This window comes from Altererythrobacter sp. Root672, assembly GCF_001427865.1.
GTDB lineage: Bacteria > Pseudomonadota > Alphaproteobacteria > Sphingomonadales > Sphingomonadaceae > Croceibacterium_A.
On record NZ_LMHH01000003.1, the window covers coordinates 25,958 to 47,703 of the forward strand.

Sequence of the window (21,746 nt, forward strand, 5' to 3'; positions counted from 1 at the left end):
GCGCATGGTAGCGCCGCGGCACAATCGAGTACCGGAGATCGCATGAGCAAGTGGGCCTACAGCACCGAAGGGTTCGACCGCATCGTCCACCGCATCGACGGGGTCGAGACGGTCACTTACGCAATCGGTGAGGGCGAACCGCTGGTCTACTTCCACGGCGGCGGCACCTTCCACGGCTTCGAATGGGTCCGCCCGCTGGCGAGCGAGTTCCGCGTGTTCTGCCCCTATCACCCCAACTTCGGTGAGAGCGGCGATGCCGAACTCAGCGGGATGGGCGACTATGTCTCGCACTACGAGATGCTGTTTGCCGCGCTCGGGCTCGAGACCTTCCACCTGTGCGGCGCGTCGATGGGCGGGCATATGGCGGCGCGTTACGCTGCGGCCAATCCGCTCGATGTCGACAAGCTGGCATTGGTCTCGCCGGCCGGGCTCAAGTCCGACCGCGCCTCGATCCCCGATTTCTCCAAAGTCGCGCCGCAGGATATCTCGGCGATGTTCGTGGCCGATCCGGCGTGGGTTGCGCCATTCTGGCCGGCTGACCCTTCGCCGGAATGGGCTGTACTACGCGCCCGTGAGTCCGCCGCCGCTTTCGCTTCGCGCGAGGATCTTTCGGTGACCGACCGGGCCTTGCGCGACGGTCTCAAGAGCTTCGATCGTCCGAGCCTGCTGCTGTGGGGCGAGAACGACCAGATCGTCCCGCTCGGCTACGTGCCGGAATGGCAGGCTGTCCTGCCGCATGCCGAGCTGGAGATCATCCCCGGCGGCTCGCACTTGCTGCTCGACGAGTTCCCCGCGGCGGTCGAGGCGCTGCGCAGCTTTCTGAAGGGTTAGGCAACGGCTCGTTCCCCAGAGCTGGGGCCGGGACGGCGCAAGGCTGGCGTTGCCCTGGCCGTGCTGCTGATCGCGCCGGCTGCCCCCGCCCAGGCTCAGGCGATCGAGGAAAGCTTCGGCACGCCTTCGGGGAATATCCAGTGCCTCTACTACCAGGCCGAAGGCGAGAGTCCGTCGCTTCGCTGCGAGATCGGGGAAGTGAGCAACGCGCTCCCGCCACGACCGGACGATTGCGAACTCGATTGGGGCAATGCGTTTGAGATCTCGGTGCAGTCCAGCCGGGGCGAGCGGATTTGCCACGGCGATACTATCGCCACGCCAACCCCGCGCGTGATCGCCTATGGCGAGACATGGGCGCGAGGCGGCTTCACCTGCCGCTCCACCCGTCAGGGCCTGCGGTGCCAGAACGCACGGGGTGCCGGCTTCGCCTTGTCACGCGCGCGGCAGGAGCTGTTCTTGGGCGTCAGCGCCCCGGCTCTATCCGCCGCGCCTGGCTGAAGGTGATCGCCGAGAGGATCGCCGGTACCGCCATCACCGCGCAGACCGCCGCCACTGCCATTCCGTTGTTGAGCAGCGCCCCGCCAACGATCGGGCCGAAGACCGAGCCAATCCGGCCCGCTGTCGTGCCGAGGCCGAGCCCGGTCGCCCTAAGCTGGGGCGGGAAGGCATAGGCGATGGTCAGCCAGTTTGCGGTGGCCGAACCGAACAGCGCCGCGCCCATCAGCGGGGCCAGGATCATCAGCGCGGTCGGATTGCCGACGAACTGTCCGAATAGCGCGATCAACACGGCGAGGCTCACCATGGTGAACCACATCATCCGCTTCACCCCGATCGTGCCGCACAGGTAACCGGCGGTCAGCCCGCCGACGATCCCGCCGTAGCTGACCCACGAGGAATAGAATGCCCCGAGCTGGTCCGACGCGCCCGCATCCGCCACTAGCGGCGGCCCCCAGTTGATGATGAAGTACCAGGAGAACATGTTGAGCGCGTGGGCGAGGAATAGCTTGAGCAGCTCGCGCACATGGAATGGCTGGCGGATCTCGCTCACCACCGAGGGCCCGGTACCCTCGGGCTTGGGCGGCAGTTCGGAAATCTCGGGCACCGAGACGCGCCGCAGGATGCGGTTGGTGATTTCGAGCGCGCGCTTGGGCTGGCGGATCAGCAGGAAGTCGAGCGATTCCGGCAACCACAGGAAGGCGATCGGCAGCAATGTCGCTGACAAGCCCGCGCCGACCCAAAAGATCCCGCGCCAGCCATAGGAATCGAGCACCGCGACCGCGACATAGGCGCCGATGATCGTCCCGACCGGATAGGCCGCGGCGACGGCGCTGGCGGCGAACTCGCGCCGCTTCTGGCTAGCGTATTCGAGGGCGAGCATGCCGGCCGTGGCGGTCATGCCGCCGATGCCGATCCCGGTGACGATCCGCGCCGCCACCATGCCGTAAAAGTCGTTCGATACCGCGGCGAGCGCCATGCCGACGCTCATGAATACCAGGCAGGTGAGGATCGCCGGCCGCCGCCCGAACTGGTCCGCCACCGGCGACACGCCGAGTGCGCCGATGGCCATGCCGACGAGGTTCATCGACAGCAGCGTGCCCAGCTGCGCGTCGTTGAGGCCCCATTCGCGCTTCAATGCCGAGCCGGCCTGCGCCAGGGCCAGGATGTCGTAGCCGTCGATCATGTTGATCAGGACGCACAGCCCGATGACGCCGTACTGCTGCAGGTTCATCGCACGCTCGCGCATAACCGTGCGCGGATCGGTCGCTGCGACCATTCGATAATCCTCCCATGCCGCTCGACGGCGGCTTGGGAGGCAGGCTATGTCGGCCAGCAAGCCCCGTCAAAGGGTAAGCGAGGAGAGCACCGCGTGAACGAGGCAGAAGAGATCGTCTGCGACGTCCGCACGTCCATGAAATACGTCGTGCGCGGCGAGAAGGCGACGTTCCACGCCGGCGACCGCTCGAAGAGCTACTGGCCGGTGGACGAGCACGATGTGACAATTCACGACGTCCGCCCGATCCGCGACCGGCTCTCGTTCGACCGCAACGGCTTCGTGCTGGCGGATGAGCCGACCGACGTGACCGACTTCACCGACCAGGACGAACTCGCGCGCTACTGCCGCCAGACCGAGGCGCTGGTCCAGCGGCTGACCGGCGCGGACAAGGTCGTCAGCTTCGGCCCGATGATCCGTACCAATGCCGGCGGCGCGCATGGCCATAACCAGCCTGCACATGGCGCTCATGTGGACTACGGCGCGCGCACCGTTGCCGACTTCACACGTGACCTGCTTCCGGCCGACGAAGCCGATCTGCGGCTCGAACGACGCCACATGTTGATCAACATCTGGCGTCCGATCGTGATGGTCGAAAGCGCCCCGCTGGCGGTGTGCGACGCGAGCACGGTCAGCCGCGAGGACTTGTTCGATAGCGAGGTCGTCGGCGGCCTAGGCGACTTCGGGCGGCGTTCGCTGTGGGGCTTCAACCTCGCGTTCAATCCCGCGCACCGCTGGTACTGGGTGCCGCACATGCAGCCGTGGGAAGCGCTGGTGTTCAAGCTGTTCGACAGCGATCCGGACGCGACCCAGTTCACCGCCCACAGCGCTTTCGAGGACCCTAACACCCCGCCCGACGCCGCGCCGAGGCAAAGCGTCGAGCTGCGGACGATTGCCTACCTTTAGGCCAACCTGCTGAGTTAGCTCGTTTCCAACTCCACCGGGCTCGCCGTCTCCAGCCCCTTGGTGAACATCAGCCGCTGCAGCCGCACATCGGGATCGCGCGCCATCGCCCGCATCCCCTCGAGCGCCGCCTCCAGTTCGGCCCCGCCACCGTTCGCATGGAACACGAAGCGCTTGTAGGCCGTCGCCTGGGGCGAGGTGCGTTCGAGATAGATCCGCCGCCGGTCCTCCGCCCAGCGGTCGAGCAGCGCCGGATCCGCGGCCTCCAGCACCACAGCCGCCAGCGTCGGCCACAGCGAGAAGGCATCGAACAGCCCGGTCGTGAGCCCGAACCCGCCGGTCGGATTGGTCACATGCGCGGCATCGCCCGCCAGCACCACGCGGCCCCTACGGAAGGTCTCCGCGCAGCGCTGGTGCATCTTGTACGGCGCGGCGCGGTCAAGCCGGTAGCCCCCTTTGCCGACCAGCAAGTGCTCGTAGGCGGCGGGTACGCGGTCGAGGAAGCTGTCCTCGGGCAGCGACGCGTCTTCCATGTAAGTGCAGCGCCACAGGCCGTCCCTGGCGATCTTGACGATAACCGCGCCCCATTTGTCGTCGATCACCATAGTCGAGAGGCCGTAATCGGCGCTCTCGAAGTCGTGATAGACGTTGGTGGCCACGAAGCGTTCGGGCCAGGTGAAGCCTTCGAAGGCGAGTCCGAGTTCGTGCCTCACCGTGCTGCCCGCGCCGTCTGCGCCGACGATCCAGCGGGCGCGCAGCTCCTCGCCCGCGTCGGTCGTGAGGGTCACCCCGTCAGCGTCCTGCACCAGCCGCTCAAGCCGCGTGCCGAAGCGCACTTCGGCGTTGGGCAGCGTCTCCAGTCTGTCGCGCGCGATCTTGGCCAACCGGTCCTGGCCGAGGTGAATGTTGTAAGGAAACCGCGTCGTGCCCTGGAGCACCGAAAGATCGTAGCCGATCCGCTCGCCGGTCTTCCTGACCAGCCACAAGTAGTCCTGCTTGGGAAAGCCGATCCGTTCGGCTTCCTCGCGGATGCCGAGCCGTTCCAGCCCGTCGAGCGTCGACCAGTGATAGACTGCTGCGCGCGGGCTATCGATCACCGCGTCGCCGGCCTCGATCAGCAGCACGTCCGCCCCGGCCTGCGCCAGGCCGAGCGCGGTGATGAAGCCGGTCGGTCCACCGCCGACGACGATCACGTCCTTCATCGGTTTCTCTCCACTTCCGGCACGATGCGCGTTGCAATCGGTGCTGCCAAGCCCCTTCCGCAACCGCGCAAGCTGGCTTAGGACTAAGTCAATAAGAACGCCGGAGAGGACATGGCGCTGTCAGACCTGAACGAAGTTGTCGAAGCGCGCGGCGCGGAATTCCGGCTGCGTGGCCGCTATGACGAACGCTTTCGCCCGGTGGTCGATGCCTTCATCGAGAACTTCGAGGTCGAGGAAGAACTCGGCGCCGGCACCTCGGTGGTGCTCGATGGCGAGACGGTGGTCGACCTGTGGGGCGGCTGGGCCCGCGCCGACCAGTCGGAGGAATGGGACGAGCATTCCACCGTCTGCATGATGAGCGTCGCCAAGGGCGTGACCGGCGTATGCTTCAACATGTTGATCGACCGCGGGTTGGTCGATCCGGATCAGCCGATCGCGCATTACTGGCCGGAGTTCGGCCAGGCCGGGAAAGAGCACATCACCGTGCGCATGGTGCTCGATCACACCGCGGCGATCCCGGTGCTGACCAACGACACGATGTATCCGGGCGGGTTCTTCGACTACCCGGCCTACATCCGCGCGCTCGAGGTGCAGGAGCCGCTGTGGCAGCCGGGCACTCGCGCAGCATACCACGTGCACAACCAGGGCTTCCTGCTGGGCGAGATCATGCGCCGGGTTACGGGCACGACGGTCGGGCCGTTCCTGCGGGAGAATGTCACCCGGCCGCTCCATGCCGAATACTACATCGGCGGGATGGATGAGCAGCAGCAGGCGCACGTTGCTGAAGTGCTGCCCAACACCGGCGCTCGGCTATTCGCGGCCAAGGACCAGAGCGTTCCGGCCAAGCCCTCTACGCCGGAAGGCTGGCAGGATGGCGTCGTGCTGCGCAGCTTCGCCTTCCTGCAGAACCCGCATGAGCCGTGGCACACGACGATGAACTCGCCGATCTGGCGCACCTGCGAGATCGCCAGCGGATCGGGCCACGGCAACGCCCGCGGTGTGGCGCGCATCTACGGCGCGGTCGTGGGCGAAGTGAACGGCGTCTCGCTGCTCTCCAGGGAGCAGCTCGAACGCATGATCACCGAGCAGCACAACCAGATCGAACTGCTGCAGGAACGGCCCTACCACCAGGCGATGGGCGTTCTGCTGAACACCCCGGAAGCGGTCTACATGGGCCCGAACCCGCGCAACTTCGGCCACCACGGCCTCGGCGGTTCAATCGGGTTCGGTGATCCGGATGCGAAGCTCGGCTTCTCCTACTGCTGCAACCAGATGCATGCAGTCGGCACCAACGGCCCGCGCGCGCGTCGACTGATCGATGCTGTTTACGGGGTGGTGGGGTGACCATCCGCTACGCCCCCTTATTCGTCATCCCGGACTTGATCCGGGACCCATTTCTCGTCCCGGCGATGTCCGTGCGATCCGAGGGATGGGCCCTGAAACAAGTTCAGGGTGACGGTTGAGGTTAAGCGCGGCGATAAGATCGGCCCCGACCCTTTTGGAGAAGATGTGAAATGGACAAGGAACTCTACGACAAGGGCATGAAGATCCGCCGCGAGGTGCTCGGCGATGCCTATGTCGATCGCGCGCTGGCGAAGTCGGGGCCGTTCAACGATCCGCTGCAGGAACTGGTCACGACTTACTGCTGGGGCTGGTGCTGGGGCCGCGAGGGGCTGGAGAAGCGCGACCGCAGCCTGATCAATCTCGCCATGATCGCGGTGCTCAACCGGCATAACGAATTGAAGGCGCATATCCGCGGGGCGCTCAACAATGGGCTCAGTCGCGAGGAGATCCGCGAAGTGCTGCTGCAAGTCGGCATCTACGGCGGCATCCCGGCGACGGTCGACAGCTTCCGCCTCGCCAACGAGGCCTTCGCCGAGATCGACAACGAAGCCCAAGAAAAGCTCGACTGATGGACGAGATCGCCCAGCTCCTGATCGAGCGCGAATGCGGTCGCTTGCCGCTGCTGTTCGCCAAGTATGCCGATAACGGCGACCATGCGGCGCTGGCGGCGCTGTTCACGCAGGACTGCGAGTTCGCCCGGCCGTTTCAGCCCGACCATCCGTTCTTCGGCCGTGACCGCGTCCAGGCGATCTTCCGCGACCGGCCGCCGATCCTGGTGCGGCATATCGTCACCAACGTGCTGGTCGAAGTGGTGAGCGAGACCGAAGCGCGCGGGACCAACTACCTCGCGATGCTCTCGAGCCACGCCTCGACCGTGCCGCCGCAGCCCTCTGGCGCGCTCTATGTCGGCGGGTTCGAGGATCATTACGTCAAGACCAGCGATGGCTGGCAGTTCAAGAGCCGGTACGGGCGGGTGGTGCTGCACCAGGGCGGTCCCATGCCCAACATCCCGGCCCCGACCGACGAAGCGAGAGGAGTGATATGAGCGTCCAAGCCAGCAACGCCAACGAGCAGCTCGTGCTCGATTTCTTCGAGGTGCTGTCCTCGGGCGATCTCGAGGAACTGCGCAAGTTCTATCACGAGCACTCGGTGTGGGAGCCCAAGGTCAAGGACATCGCCGGGGCCGGCAAGCACATCGGCATGGACATCATCGACAAGTTCCTCGCCCCGGTGCGCGGGATGTTCGAGCCGGGCGATCCCAAGGTCCACGTGCAGAACATGTTCTCGGCCGGGCCGTGGGTCTGCGTGGAGAGCTTTTCGACCGGCAAGACGCTCGACGGGCTGATCTACGAGAACGACTATTGCTGGGTGTTCGAGGTCTCGAACGGCAAGATCGACGCCATGCGCGAGTACATGGATAGCCACTACACGGCCAAACTGTTCGGAATGAGCTGAGCCGTGGCGCGGTTCGATGGCCAACCCATCCTGATCTCCGGCGCCGGGCGCGGGCTGGGTGAGGGGATTGCGAGGCATCTCGCGGCCGAAGGGGCGATCGTCGGCGTGGCCGACATCAACCAGGACAGCGCGCATCAGGTGGTCGAGGCCATTCGCGCGGCGGGCGGCAAGGCGCATGCCTATGGCGGGGACCTTGGCGATCGGAGCCAGTTCTTCAGTGTCGCCGAGGCCTTCCGGTACGATGCGGCTGCGCCACTGAGGGCAGTGGTGAACAATGCCAGCGTGCTGGTCTACGAACCGATCGAGCAAGTGACCGAGGAAACGCTCGACCGGATGCTTGCTGCGGGGCTCAAGAGCGTGTTCTGGGGGGTGCAGGCATTCCTTGCCTATCGGGACGAGGACCAGCCGGGGAACATCCTCAACTACTCCTCCCCGGTCGCCTATCGCGGACGGCCGAATACTGGGGCCTATACCACGATCAAGGCGGGCATCGCCGGGCTGACCAAGGTGCTGGCTGGGGAGCTTGGCCCGCGCGGTATTCGCGTGAACGCCATCGCGCCGGGCAGCGTGCCGACGCCGGCGACCGAGGGCTTCGTGACGGCCGAGCAATACGAACAGCGGGCCAAGAACATTCCACTGCGTCGCAACGGCACGCCTGAAGACGTGGCCAAGGCCGCGGCGTTCCTGCTCAGTGACGAGGCGGCGTTCATCAATGGGGCCATGCTCGCCATCGACGGCGGCATCATCGCGGCGGGATAGGGCAATGGCGGAGATCTGGAAGAACCGGCTCGACAAGCTGCGCGAGGTCGTTCTCGCCGACATCGCGCGCGGAGATTACTTTGGTGCGGTGCTCACCGTCGGGCGCGGGGGTGAGGTGGTGTTTGCCGAGGCGATCGGCGCGGAGGATGGCGCGGGCGAAAAACCGCTGCACTACGACAACGTGTTCTCGATCTTCTCGGTCACCAAGGCCTTCACCAATGTCCTGATCCTCAAGGCGATCGAGGAAGGTCGATTTGCCCTCACCACCAAGGTGAAGGACGTGCTGCCCGAGTTTACCGGCGCCCCGCGCGAGGATGCGACGTTCTACCACCTGCTGACCCACACTGCCGGCATGCCCGGCGTATGGTCGCCCAAGCCGGGCATGTACCTCGACCGGCTGCAGGAGCTGTTCGAGGCCTCGATCGCGCACGTCGCGGGAGAAGTCCCGCCGGGCTCGCGCTGCGATTACTCGCCGCTGGTGAACCACGTGCTGATGGGCACCGCCTTGGTCCGCACCGATCCCAAGGGGCGGAACTACCAGACCCTGCTGCATGAGGATCTGTTCGCCCCGATGCGGATGGACAGCACCTCGATGGGTCTGCGTCCCGACCTCAAGGACCGCCACGTCCGCCCGGATATGCGCGGGACGGTGCCGATCCAGCACCTCAGCCGCAACCTGCCCGGCGATCACGCGCTGTTCGAGGATCCCGAAGTCGAGGCCCCGCACGTCGGCTGCGCCTCGACCTCATACGATCTCTACCGCTTCGCCGAGATGCTCCGCCGCAAGGGTGAGCTCGATGGAGTGCGCCTCCTCTCGCCCGCCACGCTCCAACTGGCGCGGCAGGTCCACACCGGCACCATGCCCAATGAGCTTTACAAGCGGGTGGCCGAAAACGCCGGATGGGAGGTCCCTCCTGCCAACCAGGGCATCGGCTTCCAGGTGCGCGGTACCGGCGTGTTCCACCACCTGTTCGGCACGCTCGCGAGCCCGGAGACCCACGGCAACTATGGCGCCGGCAGCACCATGTTCTGGGTCGACCCGGCGCGCGATGTCTCCTTCGCGCTATGCAGTGCCGGGGTGATGACCCAGGCCGCCAATATCGAACGCTGCCAGAAACTGTCCGACCTGGCCTTGAGCGCGATGATCTAATGACCAATCCAACCCCTTTCCCGTTCGTCCTGAGCCTGTCGAAGGACGCTAGCGCGGCGCTGGCATGGTTCGACAAGCTCACCACCAACGGGGTTGGGTTTAGTAGATAAGAACTGGGAGTTTGAATGGCTGACGCGGACATCATTGCCATCGGTTCGGGCCACAACGGCCTAGTCGCCGCGGCCTATCTCGCGGTGGCGGGCAAGAAAGTGCTCGTGCTCGAACGCAATGAATGGTTCGGCGGCGGGGTCGTCACCCGCGAGCTGACCCAGCCGGGCTTCCGGCATGACCAGCATTCGATGAGCCACATCTTCATCCAGGGCAATCCGCTGCTGCTGAACGACGAGCTCGGCCTCAAGCGCAAGTACGGGCTCCAGTACGTGTTCCCCGAAGTGCCGATGATGAGCGTATGGGAAGACGGCTCGACCCTGCCGCTCTACCGCGACCCGGCCAAGTCAGCCGAGGCGATCCGCAAGTTCAGCGCCAAGGACGCCGAGACATTCCTCGCCATGAGCCGCCAGGCGGCCGAGTGGCTGCCGATGATCCAGGCCGGGCTCTATTCCCCGCCGATGCCGGTCGGCGCCCAGACCGCGATGATGGACCAGAGCGCCGAAGGGCGTGAGATCATGCGCACCATGGGCATGAGCACGTTCGACCTCATGGGTGAACTGTTCGAACACGACAAGGTTAAGGCCCACTTCGGCCGCGTTGCGGGTGAGAACCTGGTCAGCCCGGACGAGAAGGCCACCGGGATCGGCGCTTACGTGTTCCTCGGTTTCCTCGAGAAGTTCGGTTTCGGCGTGCCGGTCGGCGGCTCGGGCAGCCTGACCAATGCGCTGATCCGCTGCATCGAGGACCACGGCGGCGCGGTGCGCAATAACGCCCAGGTGCGCGAAGTCGTGACCGACGGTACCCGCGCCACCGGCGTGGTGCTCGACAACGGGGAACGGCTCGCGGCGAGCGAGGGCATCATCGGCGCGATCCACCCACATCACTTGCCGGACATGGTCCCGGCGCTGCCCACAACGGTCGCCAAGAACGCCCTGCGCACGCACATTACCGAGGCCGCCTGCTTCACCGTCCACGCCGCGCTCGATGGGCCGCTCAAGTTCAAGGCCGGCGATCTCTCGGCGGTCATGTACGAACTGATGCCGGCCAATTACGAGGACATGCGCCGCGCTTTCGACGAGCTGCGCTACGGCAACTTCTCGCCCACCCCGTTGGTCGGCGTCGGGCAGCTGACCCAGCACGACCCGAGCCGCGCGCCCGAGGGCAAGGCGATCTTCCACGCCTGGGACTACGTGCCCTACCACCGCAAGGACGGCCGCAGCTGGGACGAGTCCAAGCGCGAGTTCGCCGACAAGGTCATCGCGCGCATGGGCGACTTTATCGAGAACGTGCCCGATGTCGTGCTCGACTATCACTGCGACAGCCCGGTCGACATGGAGCGCACCAGCCCAAGCTTCTTCCGCGGCGACCTCCACGGCATCGCCACCACCACTTACCAGTCTGGGAGCCACCGCCCAACGCCCGAACTCGGTCAGTACCGCGTGCCGGGGGTTGAGCGGCTCTACCTCGTCGGCCCGTTCCAGCATCCCGGCGGCGGCGTGTTCGGTGCCGGGCGCGCCACGGCGATGGTCATGGCCGAGGATATCGGCGTCGAGTTCGACAGGATCGCCGTCGCATGAAGATCTACTCCGCCGATAAGAGCGAGCTAATGCAGGTCTCCGTGATCGAGCGGAAGGGCGATGACCTGGTGCTAAAGGGCAAGGTCTTCGGCACGATGCCGATGAGCGCGACGCTCACGCCAGAACAAGCGCGCGCAGCGCTTAAGCTGCTTACGCCCAAGCTGATGCTGTTCATCCTCACGCTACCGTTTCGCAAGGGAGCCGACAAATGAAGCGCCACGAAGGTAAGACCATGGTCGTGACCGGCGCCGCCGGGTCGATCGGCTTCGCCACCAGCGAGATCCTAGCCCGCGAAGGCGCGCGGGTCATGCTAGTCGACATTGCCGCCGACCGGCTCGAGCTGTGCACCGACAAGCTCCGCACCGCGGGCTACGATGCCATCGGCTACGTTGCCGACTGCGCCGATGAGAAAGCGGTCGAAGGCTATGCCAAGGCCGCCATGGAGGCGTTCGGCCGGATCGATGGCTTCTTCAACAACGCTGGCATCGAAGGCGATCTCGCCCCGACGCACGAATACGACATCGCGATGTTCGACAAGATCATCCGGGTGAACTTGCGCTCGATGTTCCTGGGCCTGCGGTTCGTGATCCCGCACATGGTTGCCGCTGGGAAGGGCGCAGTGGTCAACACGGCCTCGATAGGCTCAGAACGTGGCCTGGCGGGGGCCTGCGCCTACAACGCCGCCAAGCACGGGGCGGTCGGTCTGACACGCACGGCGGCGAGCGAAGTCGCGCAAAAGGGCGTGCGGGTGAACTGCGTCATGCCCGGCGTGATCGAAACTCCGCTGCTCGTCGGCATGCTCGAACAGATGTTCGACGGCGACGTCCAGGCGGGGATGGACAAGCTTGGCCAGGTGGCCACGCTCAACCGTGTCGGCCAGCCGCGCGAAGTGGGCGATGTGGTGAGTTTCCTGCTCTCGGACGAGGCCAGTTACGTCAACGGAGCCAAGTGGGAAATCGATGGCGGAGCGCTGGCGACAATCCGTAATGACATCTGAGTCAATGGCGCCTGAGAAATGAGTCGAACCATCGCGCGTGACTCTCGCTCCTCGTAATAATACATAGTCGGTATGCCCGTTGGCGCAGATTGTGCTAAGTCTGCTCTTGCTGGCCAGTCCAAATGGGGATCGAAAACGCACATGTCGGGTAAGGCAGTCGCGACTGAAGAGGCGCCGCTCACGTTCGGCGAGTTCTACGAGGTCGTCACCGGCAGCCCCGACATGGCAGCTTACGTCATCCGCGTTGGAGAGGACGGCACCTTCCGGTTCGAGGATGCCAACGACTTTCTGGAGAAGATCGCGGGCAAGCCACTGTCGGAGATTCGAGGGGCGGAGGTGCAGGATTGCCTGCCTCCGGATATTGCCGAATGCCTGGCCAACAACCTGCGCCGCTGCGTAGAGACGGGTCTGCCGGTCAACTATCACCGTACGGTCGACGCGCCCGACGGAAGTCGGCTGTCGTTCAAGACCAGCCTTTCACCTGTGGTCCGCCATTCCGGGCCGGCGAAATTCGTCATCGGTTTCACGCGCGACGTAACGCACGAAACGCTCCTGATCGAGAACGCGCAGCACAATGCGGCGATGTTGCGTACGCTCGGCATGGCGCTCCCCTCGTCGATCTACCTGCTCGACCTCGAAACCAATTCGATCAGCTTCATTGGCGGCAGCGTCGATGAGCTGCGGCATAATTGGCGCAAGAAGGCCGAAGAGGCCGGCGGCGATGCGGTGGAACGCTACTTCCATCCCGACGATCAAATGCGCGCGAAGAAGCATTGGTCCGAGCTTGCCCAGCTCGATGACGGTGAAGTGTCGATGATTAGCTACCGCATCTTGGCCTCGGAAGGGGAATATCGGCGGTTTGAAAATCGAGAGACCGTGTTCAGCCGCAACCTGGATGGCAAAGTGAAACTCGTGCTCGGCATTTCCGAGGACGTGACCGAGCATGACCGGATCGAACAGGAAGTCCGCGACCTCTCTACGCGGATGCTGACGCTGCAGATCGAAGAGCGGCGGCGCATTGCCGAAGAACTGCACGATTCGACGGGGCAGCACCTGACTGCCGCGGTGCTGGCGCTACACAACGCCAAGTGCTTGCCCGCCACGGCGATCCAATGCTCGAAGACTTATACGGGCCTGATGGCGATCATCGAGGACGCCTCGCACTCGCTGGGCGAGGCGCAGCGCGAGATCCGCGTGCTGTCATACCTGCTCCACCCGCCGTTGCTGCGTAGCCATGGTCTGGCCGAGGCGCTGGAGAACTTCGCCAACGGCTTCGGCAAACGCGCCGGCCTCAAGGTCGACGTATCGATCTCGCCCGACGCCAGCATGATCGATGACGATACCGCGGTGCACTTGTTCCGCGTGTGCCAGGAAGCGCTGACCAACGTCTATCGCCACGCCCAGGCGCGCAAGGTCCGCGTGGCGCTGGAAGTGCGCGATGGGACGATCCTTTTGACGGTGAAGGACGACGGGATCGGCTTTGACGATTCCGCTTCCGACCGAATCCTCGGCGTGGGACTGCCGGGCATGCGCGAGCGAATGGCCAGGCTCGGGGGCAGCGTGGTGATCAATGGCGACCCGGGCGGCACGACGCTGGTGGCACGCATTCCTACGGGCCGGCCGGAGGTGCATATCCACGAGACGCTGCCTGTAGGGCGCACTTCCGCAATGTTGCGGGCAACGTCCACGCACTAGGTTTGCGGGCTAGGCCAGAGGCACTCCTCCGGCCGCATCCTCTTCAACATCGCCAATCTCGCGGCGCGTCTGGATCACCTCGAGGGCTTCGGCCATCTTCGGGTCATAGACGGTCATGAAAGCCATCCCGACCATCAGGCTCACGCCGGCCGCGTTGCCCTTGCGCACCGACTGGCGCGAGAAAGCGATCGAGAGCGGGAAGCTGGCCAACACCAGAACCACGCACAACGGTATCCCCACCACTTCATGTCCGCTCTCCCCCGAGCCTGTTGAGGGCAATTGGGTGTCGAAGATCAGGATAACAGGAGGATCCAGCAAATCAGGCGCCGGGGTGTGTTTTCCCGGTTACGCCGACGACATTGCCCTCCGGGTCGGCGAAGTCCCACCCGCCCCACGGCCGGTCGAGGATCGTTGCACCCGCCGAGGACAGTCGTTCGCGAGCGGCGGCGAGATCGTCGACGGCGAGGATAAGCTTGCAGCCGCCTGTCTCGCGCGGTGTGGGAGAGGGCTTCACGCCGACCTCCCTGGGGATCGCGTGCAGCGCGAAATGGGTCTCGCCGGTGTCGAACTCGACCCAGTTATCAAGACGGGTCTCCTCGATCGGCGCGAAGCCTACCACGTCGCGGTAAAAGGCCGTCATCGCCGGCAGGTCCACCACGAACAGCATGGCACCGGCGAGTTGCATCAGGCGGGCCGTTCCGGATCGAGGCCGGCGTCGGCCTCGACCACTTTCGCCATGGCGGTGAAGTCGGCATCGTCGCCATAAGTGGCGAGCACCCGGTCTAGCAGGGTAGCAAGCCGCTCGCCCGTCGGCAGCGGCACGCCCATGGCCTCGGCTTCCTCAAGCGCCAGACGGGTATCCTTGAGGCTGAGTTGGGCTGAGAATCCGAAATCGAAGGTCCGCGGCAGTACGGCGCGCGGCCACTTGTCGCGGGTCGCCGAATTGGCGCCGGTGCCGGCGTTGAGAACCTCGATCATCCGCGACGGATCAAGTCCCGCCTTGATCGCCAGCGTCATCGCCTCGGCCGTGGTGGCGATAGCGGCGAGGCTGAGCAGGTTGTTGGCGAGCTTGGCCACCTGCCCTGCGCCGGGAGTCTCGCCCATGAAGAACGGACGCCCGATGCGCTGGAGCAGCGGCTCGACCTGTGGCCACAGCGCCTCGGGGCCGCCGACCATGATCGCCAGCGTGGCTTGCTCAGCGCCCCGGATGCCGCCGGATACGGGCGCATCGAAACTGGCGATGCCGCGCGCGGCCAGGGTGTCGTGCAGGTCCTGAGCCAGCATGGGGCCGGAGGTCGAAAGGTCGCAGACGATGCGCGGCGATCCGCCGGAGATCACCTGCGCCACCGCCTCGCGCACGATGCTGGGCGTGGGCAAGCTGGTGAACACGATCTCGCAACGCTCCCCCAGCGCTGCAGCTGAACCCGCCGCTTCGGCGCCTTTGGCCACTAGCGCCTCGACAGCAGTGGGCGAGAGGTCGTGCACCAGCACGGTCTCGCCCTGCCCGAGAAGGTTTGCCGCCATCGGCGCACCCATGCGCCCAAGCCCGAGGAATCCGATCGTCGTCATAGCACCTCCGCTATCGGCACGATCGGGGCGAGGTCAACGCGGGCGATGTCGTTTTCGGTCGGGAAGCACTTGAGCACCAGCGGATCGTGGCCAGGGATCAAGTGGTCGAGCGACCCGCCCGCCAGCTCCAACACCCGGTGCTGCGATTGCAGGTAGGCGGCCTCGTCGACGAAGATCGGGAAGGGATTGTGGCGAGTGATGTTGGAATAGAGATGGGCGGCATCGCTGGCCAGAATGACCGTGCCGCGTTCAGTCTCGCACCCGACCAATTGCAGCCCGGCCGTATGCCCGCTGCAGAGGTGGAGCGTGATGCCCGGCGCGAACACTTCATCGCCATCATGAAACACCACGTGGTCGTTGTAGAGCTTGCGGACCAACTGAGCGACCGGCTCGCCATCGAACGGTGCTCGCACCTCGCGGTCGCAGACGTGGCGGCTGGTGGCAAAGGCCAGCTCCGCATCCTGCACATGGAACCGGGCATTGGGAAAGGTGCCGAGCGAGCCGGCGTGGTCGTAGTGCAAGTGGGTCAGGATCACGTCCTCGACCGAGAGGTGGTCGATCCCCGCGTCGCGCAGGCCCTCGATCACGGGCCGGGTGATGATACGCCCCCGCGCGACGGCCGCGGACTCGCCGAAGCCGGTATCGACGATCACTGGTGGATGCCCGTCACGGTGGATCGCCCACACGAAATAGTCGAGCGGCATCGGTACGTCGTGATCGTCCACGGGCCGAACAAAATTGTTAACGGCCGTCCGCTCGTGCCTGGCGTAGCGGATCGCATCGATACGGATGACGGGGGCTACCATAGTTAACTCAAGTGAACTTGAGTTTCACCAGTTGGCGGATCGGTCCGTGGCCGACGGTGGTCATCCATGGTTCGTAGTCCCCGGCGATCTCGATGCTCTCCACTTGCGCGACGATTTCGCCGAGCAGCGCGGTAGCCTCCATCTGCGCCAACGTCCGCCCGACGCAGCCATGGACGCCATAGCCCCAGCCGAGCGAGTGCTTGTTGTCGCGATCGAAGCGATAAGCGTGCGGATTGTCCCAGAAGCGCGGGTCGCGATTGGCCGCGGCGAACATCAGGCCGCAGCGGGTGCCGGCGGGGATGACGTAGTCGTCGATCTCGACATCGCGCATGGTGATGCGCCCGGCCATGCGGCTCGGGCTGTCCCAGCGGAGGGACTCATCGAAGGCGGAGCGGACCTTCTTGGGGTCACTACGTAGTTTTACGTATTCTTCCGGGAAAAGCGCCCAAGCGCGGAGGGCGTTGGCCATGGTGATAAAGGTCGTGTCGGCCCCGGCGCTTAGCACGGTCTGGAGTAGCAGTTTGGCTTCGGTCTGCGTGACCTGTCCAGAATCGGCGGCAGCGTAGATCGTCTCGCCAATGCCCTCAGGATCGAGCGCCGAGCGTTCGCATTGCGTCTCGAGCCATTGGATCACGGCCGAATAGTCGTGCTGCATCGCCTGATCGAACAGCGCGCCGGGCGGGCCCATCGTCGCCCAGACCATTTCGGAGAAACCGTGCATGTGCTCGCGGCCTTCCTCGGGCAGGCCGAGGATATCGGGCAGGACTTGGAACACGTAGGCCTGGGTCACTTCGCCCACCGCATCGACCGGCTCGCCTTCGCGGTCGCGCAGGCGGCTGAGCAGTTCCTTGGCGCGGGCTTCGAAGATGCCCTTCACGCGCTCCAGAGCTCGTGGGCTCAGGGCGTCGGCGATGACCTTGCGCACTTGCGTATGACGCGGCGGATCGTCGGTCAGGAGGATTTCAGGGCGCGGACTCGTCGGGTCATGCCACGGGCGACTGGCGCTGGAGAACGCCTTCCAGTCGAGCAGCCCGGCGGCGACATGTTCGTGCCGGCCGAGCATATGCGTGCCGTCGGCCAACCGCACGACAGGCGCGAACTCGCGCAGCGCATCGTCCACCGTGCGCGCATCGATCACCGCCTCGGGGGTGAAGATGTCGAGCTCGTATTCGGGGATTGGCTTGCTCACAGGCCAAGCCCGTCGAAGCGCACGTCACCTTCGCCGTGCGTGTTGATGTGCCCAGCAGTCGGTCCGGCGAAGTGGGCGCCGATCACCAACACGCCGCTGTCGGCGTACTTCTGGACGAAGCCGGTCCGCGTTGCGCGGCCTGCATCCTTGTCCATGTCGAAGGTCGCCGTCCGGTGCGGCATCGCGCATTGCATCGGATGGTGCATCAAGTCGCCGGTAATTACCGCGTCCTCTCCGTTGGAGCTGATGCGCACGTGGACGTGGCCGGGCGTGTGGCCGTGGCTCGGTTCGCAGCGAATACCCGGAGCAATCTCGTGGTCGGCCTCGATGAAGTCCGCCAGGCCCAGCTCCACGATCGGGTCGACGCATTCGACGAGGTGGGTGTCGGTGTGGTGGCCGTCGTTGCGGATGGTGGTCTGCCACGCCTCGTACTCGGTCTTGCCGAACAGGTAGCGAGCGTTGGGGAAGGTCGGCTTGAACTCGCCGGTCTCAGGATCCTTGTAGGTGTTCCAGCCGACGTGATCGAAGTGCAGGTGGGTACACATAACGGTATCGACATCGTGGCGGCTCAGCCCCAGGCTCTCGATGTCCTCCAGGAAACCCTCGGGCAGATCGCAAAACACGTCGAAGTCGCGTTGCCGCCCAGCGCCGATGCAGGAATCGACCACGATCACCCGCCCCGGTGCCTGAACCACGAACCCCTGGAAGTTCATCCGCTGGCGTCCGTCCGGCGTCGCGTAATGCGGGTGCAGCCATTCCATCGCGATGACTTCCTCTGCCGTGGCGTCCGGCATCGTCATGTTGATGTTGTCCTGGAAGTCCCACAGCTCGACGATGCGCGTCACGGTGACGTCGCCGACGCGCCAGGACTTCATGTGCTCCTTGGCCATTCTCTCTCCTCAGGCCGCCTTCTGGCGGCTCTTCCTTGCAGGCTTATAGCGCGCCACGCTCTCGGGTGGCAGTTCGGCGGCGGGCAGCGGCTTTTTGCCGAGCACGAAGTCCGCCGCGCGTTCGCCGATCATCACGCAGGGCGCGTTCGTATTGCCACCGATCACGCTCGGCATGACCGAGGCGTCGGCTACGCGCAGGCCCTTGATGCCGTTGAGCCGAAGCTGCGGGTCGACCACCGCGCCGGCGTCGCTGCCCATGCGGCAAGTGCCGACCGGGTGGTGGACGGTGTAGCCGGTTTCGCGGATGTACTTGTCGAATTGCTCGTCGGTCGTGACTCCGGGACCGGGTGCGAACTCGGTGCCTTCGTATTCGGCGAAGGGCTCGCTGGCGAAGGCGGCGCGGGCGATCTTGAGCGCGCGGATCAGCGGCTTGATGTCATCCGGGTGCTCGAGCAAGTGCGGGTCGATCACCGGCGCGGCGCCCGGATCGGCGCTGGCGAGGCGCACCGTGCCGCGGCTCTTGGGGTAGAGCGCCACCGGGCTGATCGCGTAGCCGTGGCCGAGCGGGAACGGGATCTTCGGATTGGTCAGCCGTTTGGCCGGCTGGAACACGAACTGTACGTCGGGCCTGTCGAGGGTCGGGTCGGTACGCAGGAAGGCAACGCTCTCGAACACATTGCCCGCGAGCGGCCCGGTGCGGGTCAGCAGGTACTGGGCCAGGTGCCAGGCGTCCCGCGGCAGGACCCGCCATGACAGGCCGTAGCTGGTGGTGTCGGCGGTCTCCATGTGCATCGGACTCGCCGGATGGTCATGGTAGTTTTCGCCCACGCCCGGCAGGTCGAGCACCACCTCGATGCCCATGTCCTTGAGATGCGCCGCCGGACCGATGCCGCTGAGCATCAGGATCTGCGGCGTCTGCACCGTGCCGGCGGAGAGGATCACCTCATGCCGCGCTTTGATCACCCGCCCGTCGGTCAGCTCGACGCCGACAGCGCGCTTGTTCTCGACCAACACCCGCCTGACCTGCGCATCGGTCTGCACGTGGATATTGCCGCGAGCCAGCGCCGGGCGGAGCATGTTCTTGGCGGTGCTCTCCCGCTGCCCGTTGCGCAGTAGGCCCTGGCGGCGGCCGTAGCCTTCGGGGTTCGGCCCGTTGAAGTCCGGGCAGGCCGGGAATTGCAGCGAGGCGAGCGCGTCCATGAACGCGAAGTTGAGCGCGTTGGGCCCATCGACATGCTTGACGTTGATCGGCCCGCCATGGCCGTGGAACACGCTCTCGGGGTAGTTCTCGTTGTTCTCGGTGCGGGTGAAGTAGGGCAGCACTTCGGCGTAGGACCAGCCGGTCGCCCCGGCATCGGACCAGTCGTCGTAGTCGGTCGGATGGCCGCGGAAATAGACCATTCCGTTGATCGAGCCCGACCCGCCCAGAACCTTGCCCCGAGGCACCGGAATCTCACGCCCGGCCATGCCCGGCTGCGGTACGGTCTTGAACCGCCAGTTGGTCGCCTCGCGACCGATCGCGGCGGCGACGAAGCTCGGGATGTGGATGAAGGGGTGCGTGTCCTGCCCACCGGCCTCGATCACGCAAGTGGTGCGGTCAGCGGCTTCGCCCAGCCGTGCCGCCAACGCCGCGCCGGACGACCCCGCGCCGACGACGATGTAATCGAATTCCGCTGCAGCCATTCGTCTCTCCCTTCGGCAGTGTGCGAGGGGAGGAAGTGATTGGCAAGCTATGGGTTGCCGAGTTTAGCCCCCGAATGGTTTTCTGCGGGGACGATAGCCCCCTCTCGTTCGCGCCGCAGGCCCTAGGTTTCTACTAAAGCCAGACCGCTTGCCAATGACCAAACCTTGAGGAACTGCATTCACCGCGAGATGCGCGGCCCAGACGGGATCGATACCCTTGAGTACATACCTCTTTGCACCGACTAAGTTGTCGACGTTCTGGATGTGTAGGACGGACGCATCGAGATGAACTTTTCCGAGTAGCCCCGAGAGCCATTCGAGGAGATGCTTCCGAAACTCCTGCATCATCGGCGTTGGCATGTGGAGCAGCACGTGAGCTGCGATTTGTCCGCCAGCTGCCTCCATGCACCAGACATATGTTGGTGGGATGTCGATCTTGGCGCGTGCGGTTCGTCGCAACCATGGTGCGAATCGTTGGGCGATTAATTTCTGCAACAGTTTGGTGGCTTGCTCTGGCGCACACCCTGCGAGGGTAAAGTTGATTGTAATGAGGCGGTTTAGAGGAAGCCCGATTTTCTCAGAGTAACGTGCAGCGTGATGAAGGTTGACCGCCGGCCTGCGATTGATGAAGTGGCTCTTCCGCCGCTCCCCCGTGTTTTGTAGATTTGCCCGCTGCATGCGGACTGTTCTTATCTCGGCCATATATACTTAAGTAGTACCCCGTATGGGTTATGCCCGGGTACGCGATAGTCGCCAAGCGTCGGCGCCAGTCGAAGTTGCGGAGTTGTTTGCGAGTTACCGGCTCGTACTTAGAGGTCCGGATAGCGCAACGCTTCCTCTAGCAATGCGATTTCTTCGAACTCCTCGATTTTTTCGCGCAGCGCTTCGCGCGCGTAGAAGCTCTTCGAACGACCGGTGCGGCGCACTACGGCATCGAGGCGGGCCTTGAGATCAGGATCGAGACGGAAGACAAGCACTGGATAGCTCCATTTTGCCATATATAACAAATGGAAACGGCGATCGCTATCTATTCGCCATCATACTGGATCGCCGCTGCCGCTGCCCCCGACATGATGAACCCAATCGACCGCTCGGCCTCCTCGGTCAGGTGCCCGATCAAGCTCGCCGTGCGGCACAGCAAGCCAATCCCCTTGAGGGCCGTCACCGGCCAGCCGAGGTCGAGCAGGATCGCCGGAATCGGTCCATTGACGTTGATCGGCAGGCTCCGCCCAATCGCGCCCGGCAGCGCGTCGCGGATGGCGTAGAGCATTGCCACGTGCGGCCCGCCGATGCCGCGCTCGCGGGCGAGCTTGAGTAGCAGGTTGGCGCGCGGGTCGCCGTTGGCGTGCTGGGGGTGGCCGAAGCCGGGGATCGGCTTCTTGTCGGCGCGCAGGCGGGCGATGCCGCGCTTGGCGGCGTCCTCGGCGGTGCCGCCGTTCTCGCGCATGTCAGCGACGCATTCGTCGTAGAATTGGCCGGCGACTTCAGCGCTGCCCAGGACCACGCTCCCGCAGCCCAGCAGCCCGGCGGCGACCGCGCCTTGCAGCGCCTCGGGAGCGGCGGCGTAAGTCATGCGGGCGGCAACCACACTCGGCACCAGGCCGTGTTCTGCCAGCGCGCAGAGGATGGCGTTGGCGAAGAACACCTGGTCCTCGTTCGGCTCCTGCCCGGTGACCAGCAGCCAGAAGTAGCTGGTGAAATCCATCTTGCCGATGATCTGCGTCGTAAGATCGCGGCCACGCACGGTGATGCTGTCCTCGTCAGAGGTGCAGATGGCGGTGTAGGGCGCGTCCTGCTTGCCGATGCGCATGGCT

General features: G+C 65.0%; 24 protein-coding genes. 13 read left to right on the forward strand and 11 right to left on the reverse strand.

Translation table 11 applies throughout. The annotated features are described in order from the left end of the window. The first annotated feature begins 42 nt into the window (after positions 1 to 42). Both ASD76_RS14200 and ASD76_RS14205 read left to right on the forward strand, forming a co-directional pair. Positions 43 to 831 carry an alpha/beta fold hydrolase gene (locus ASD76_RS14200; protein WP_055924432.1) on the forward strand — a complete coding sequence of 263 codons (789 nt, stop codon included), beginning with the start codon at positions 43 to 45 and terminating at the stop codon, positions 829 to 831. Between the two features lie 60 nt (positions 832 to 891). Further along, the gene (locus ASD76_RS14205) at positions 892 to 1,329 is read left to right on the forward strand and encodes a DUF6636 domain-containing protein (protein ID WP_200943117.1); all 438 of its coding nucleotides are present in this window, start codon (positions 892 to 894) and stop codon (positions 1,327 to 1,329) included. Here the strand turns inward: ASD76_RS14205 and ASD76_RS14210 are convergent. Beyond that, entirely contained in the window at positions 1,295 to 2,605 is a 1,311-nt protein-coding gene (locus tag ASD76_RS14210) for an MFS transporter (RefSeq protein WP_055924437.1), read from the reverse strand. The genes ASD76_RS14205 and ASD76_RS14210 overlap by 35 nt on opposite strands. 93 nt (positions 2,606 to 2,698) lie before the next feature. On the opposite strand from ASD76_RS14210, the gene ASD76_RS14215 reads away from it, so the two are divergent. Then, positions 2,699 to 3,508: a CmcJ/NvfI family oxidoreductase gene (locus ASD76_RS14215; protein ID WP_055924441.1), complete on the forward strand. Its 810-nt coding sequence runs from the start codon at positions 2,699 to 2,701 to the stop codon at positions 3,506 to 3,508. A gap of 14 nt (positions 3,509 to 3,522) precedes the next feature. Here the strand turns inward: ASD76_RS14215 and ASD76_RS14220 are convergent, their stop codons facing one another. After that, positions 3,523 to 4,707: an FAD-dependent oxidoreductase gene (locus ASD76_RS14220; RefSeq protein WP_055924444.1), complete on the reverse strand. Its 1,185-nt coding sequence runs from the start codon at positions 4,705 to 4,707 to the stop codon at positions 3,523 to 3,525. 111 nt (positions 4,708 to 4,818) lie between these two features. On the opposite strand from ASD76_RS14220, the gene ASD76_RS14225 reads away from it, so the two are divergent. The 10 genes from ASD76_RS14225 (at position 4,819) to ASD76_RS14270 (ending at position 13,795) form a co-directional block, all read left to right on the forward strand. Next, positions 4,819 to 6,051, forward strand: a complete 1,233-nt coding sequence (locus ASD76_RS14225) for a serine hydrolase domain-containing protein (protein WP_055924445.1) — start codon at positions 4,819 to 4,821, stop codon at positions 6,049 to 6,051. 170 nt (positions 6,052 to 6,221) lie between these two features. Beyond that, a complete protein-coding gene (locus ASD76_RS14230; RefSeq protein WP_055924448.1) occupies positions 6,222 to 6,620 on the forward strand; it encodes a carboxymuconolactone decarboxylase family protein in 399 nt (132 codons plus the stop codon). Further along, positions 6,620 to 7,096, forward strand: a complete 477-nt coding sequence (locus ASD76_RS14235; protein ID WP_055924451.1) for a nuclear transport factor 2 family protein — start codon at positions 6,620 to 6,622, stop codon at positions 7,094 to 7,096. Before ASD76_RS14230 ends, ASD76_RS14235 begins: the two co-directional genes overlap by 1 nt. After that, positions 7,093 to 7,506, forward strand: a complete 414-nt coding sequence (locus tag ASD76_RS14240) for a nuclear transport factor 2 family protein (RefSeq protein ID WP_055924454.1) — start codon at positions 7,093 to 7,095, stop codon at positions 7,504 to 7,506. Before ASD76_RS14235 ends, ASD76_RS14240 begins: the two co-directional genes overlap by 4 nt. 3 nt (positions 7,507 to 7,509) lie before the next feature. Next, positions 7,510 to 8,265: an SDR family NAD(P)-dependent oxidoreductase gene (locus ASD76_RS14245; RefSeq protein ID WP_055924456.1), complete on the forward strand. Its 756-nt coding sequence runs from the start codon at positions 7,510 to 7,512 to the stop codon at positions 8,263 to 8,265. Positions 8,266 to 8,269: 4 nt separating this feature from the next. Continuing rightward, the gene (locus tag ASD76_RS14250) at positions 8,270 to 9,415 is read left to right on the forward strand and encodes a serine hydrolase domain-containing protein (protein WP_055924459.1); all 1,146 of its coding nucleotides are present in this window, start codon (positions 8,270 to 8,272) and stop codon (positions 9,413 to 9,415) included. 125 nt (positions 9,416 to 9,540) lie between these two features. Continuing rightward, a complete protein-coding gene (locus tag ASD76_RS14255) occupies positions 9,541 to 11,103 on the forward strand; it encodes a phytoene desaturase family protein (RefSeq protein ID WP_055924462.1) in 1,563 nt (520 codons plus the stop codon). Then, positions 11,100 to 11,315 carry a hypothetical protein gene (locus tag ASD76_RS14260; protein WP_055924465.1) on the forward strand — a complete coding sequence of 72 codons (216 nt, stop codon included), beginning with the start codon at positions 11,100 to 11,102 and terminating at the stop codon, positions 11,313 to 11,315. Before ASD76_RS14255 ends, ASD76_RS14260 begins: the two co-directional genes overlap by 4 nt. After that, complete coding sequence (locus tag ASD76_RS14265; protein ID WP_055924468.1) at positions 11,312 to 12,100, forward strand: SDR family NAD(P)-dependent oxidoreductase; 789 nt, start codon at positions 11,312 to 11,314, stop codon at positions 12,098 to 12,100. Before ASD76_RS14260 ends, ASD76_RS14265 begins: the two co-directional genes overlap by 4 nt. Before the next feature lie 141 nt (positions 12,101 to 12,241). Continuing rightward, positions 12,242 to 13,795, forward strand: coding sequence for a PAS domain-containing protein (locus ASD76_RS14270; RefSeq protein WP_055924471.1), 1,554 nt, complete (start codon positions 12,242 to 12,244; stop codon positions 13,793 to 13,795). A 9-nt stretch (positions 13,796 to 13,804) separates the two neighbouring features. Here ASD76_RS14270 and ASD76_RS14275 read toward each other — a convergent pair whose 3' ends face one another. The 9 genes from ASD76_RS14275 to ASD76_RS14315 form a co-directional block, all read right to left on the reverse strand. Continuing rightward, positions 13,805 to 14,038, reverse strand: a complete 234-nt coding sequence (locus ASD76_RS14275; RefSeq protein ID WP_055924474.1) for a hypothetical protein — start codon at positions 14,036 to 14,038, stop codon at positions 13,805 to 13,807. 76 nt (positions 14,039 to 14,114) lie between these two features. Beyond that, the gene (locus ASD76_RS14280) at positions 14,115 to 14,480 is read right to left on the reverse strand and encodes a VOC family protein (RefSeq protein WP_055924477.1); all 366 of its coding nucleotides are present in this window, start codon (positions 14,478 to 14,480) and stop codon (positions 14,115 to 14,117) included. Next, positions 14,480 to 15,364, reverse strand: coding sequence for an NAD(P)-dependent oxidoreductase (locus tag ASD76_RS14285; protein WP_055924480.1), 885 nt, complete (start codon positions 15,362 to 15,364; stop codon positions 14,480 to 14,482). Before ASD76_RS14285 ends, ASD76_RS14280 begins: the two co-directional genes overlap by 1 nt. Next, entirely contained in the window at positions 15,361 to 16,170 is an 810-nt protein-coding gene (locus ASD76_RS14290; RefSeq protein ID WP_055924483.1) for an N-acyl homoserine lactonase family protein, read from the reverse strand. Before ASD76_RS14290 ends, ASD76_RS14285 begins: the two co-directional genes overlap by 4 nt. Before the next feature lie 7 nt (positions 16,171 to 16,177). Then, positions 16,178 to 17,359 carry a cytochrome P450 gene (locus tag ASD76_RS14295; RefSeq protein WP_055924486.1) on the reverse strand — a complete coding sequence of 394 codons (1,182 nt, stop codon included), beginning with the start codon at positions 17,357 to 17,359 and terminating at the stop codon, positions 16,178 to 16,180. After that, a complete protein-coding gene (locus ASD76_RS14300; RefSeq protein WP_082553869.1) occupies positions 17,356 to 18,249 on the reverse strand; it encodes an MBL fold metallo-hydrolase in 894 nt (297 codons plus the stop codon). The genes ASD76_RS14295 and ASD76_RS14300 overlap by 4 nt, the downstream gene beginning before the upstream one ends. A 9-nt stretch (positions 18,250 to 18,258) precedes the next feature. After that, entirely contained in the window at positions 18,259 to 19,932 is a 1,674-nt protein-coding gene (locus tag ASD76_RS14305; RefSeq protein ID WP_055924492.1) for a GMC family oxidoreductase, read from the reverse strand. An 809-nt stretch (positions 19,933 to 20,741) separates the two neighbouring features. Beyond that, a complete protein-coding gene (locus tag ASD76_RS14310) occupies positions 20,742 to 20,909 on the reverse strand; it encodes a TraY domain-containing protein (RefSeq protein ID WP_082553916.1) in 168 nt (55 codons plus the stop codon). Between the two features lie 50 nt (positions 20,910 to 20,959). Then, positions 20,960 to 21,742 (reverse strand): citryl-CoA lyase, encoded by a 783-nt coding sequence (locus ASD76_RS14315; RefSeq protein ID WP_055924495.1) that lies wholly within the window; start codon positions 21,740 to 21,742, stop codon positions 20,960 to 20,962. Between the last annotated feature and the right edge of the window lie 4 nt (positions 21,743 to 21,746).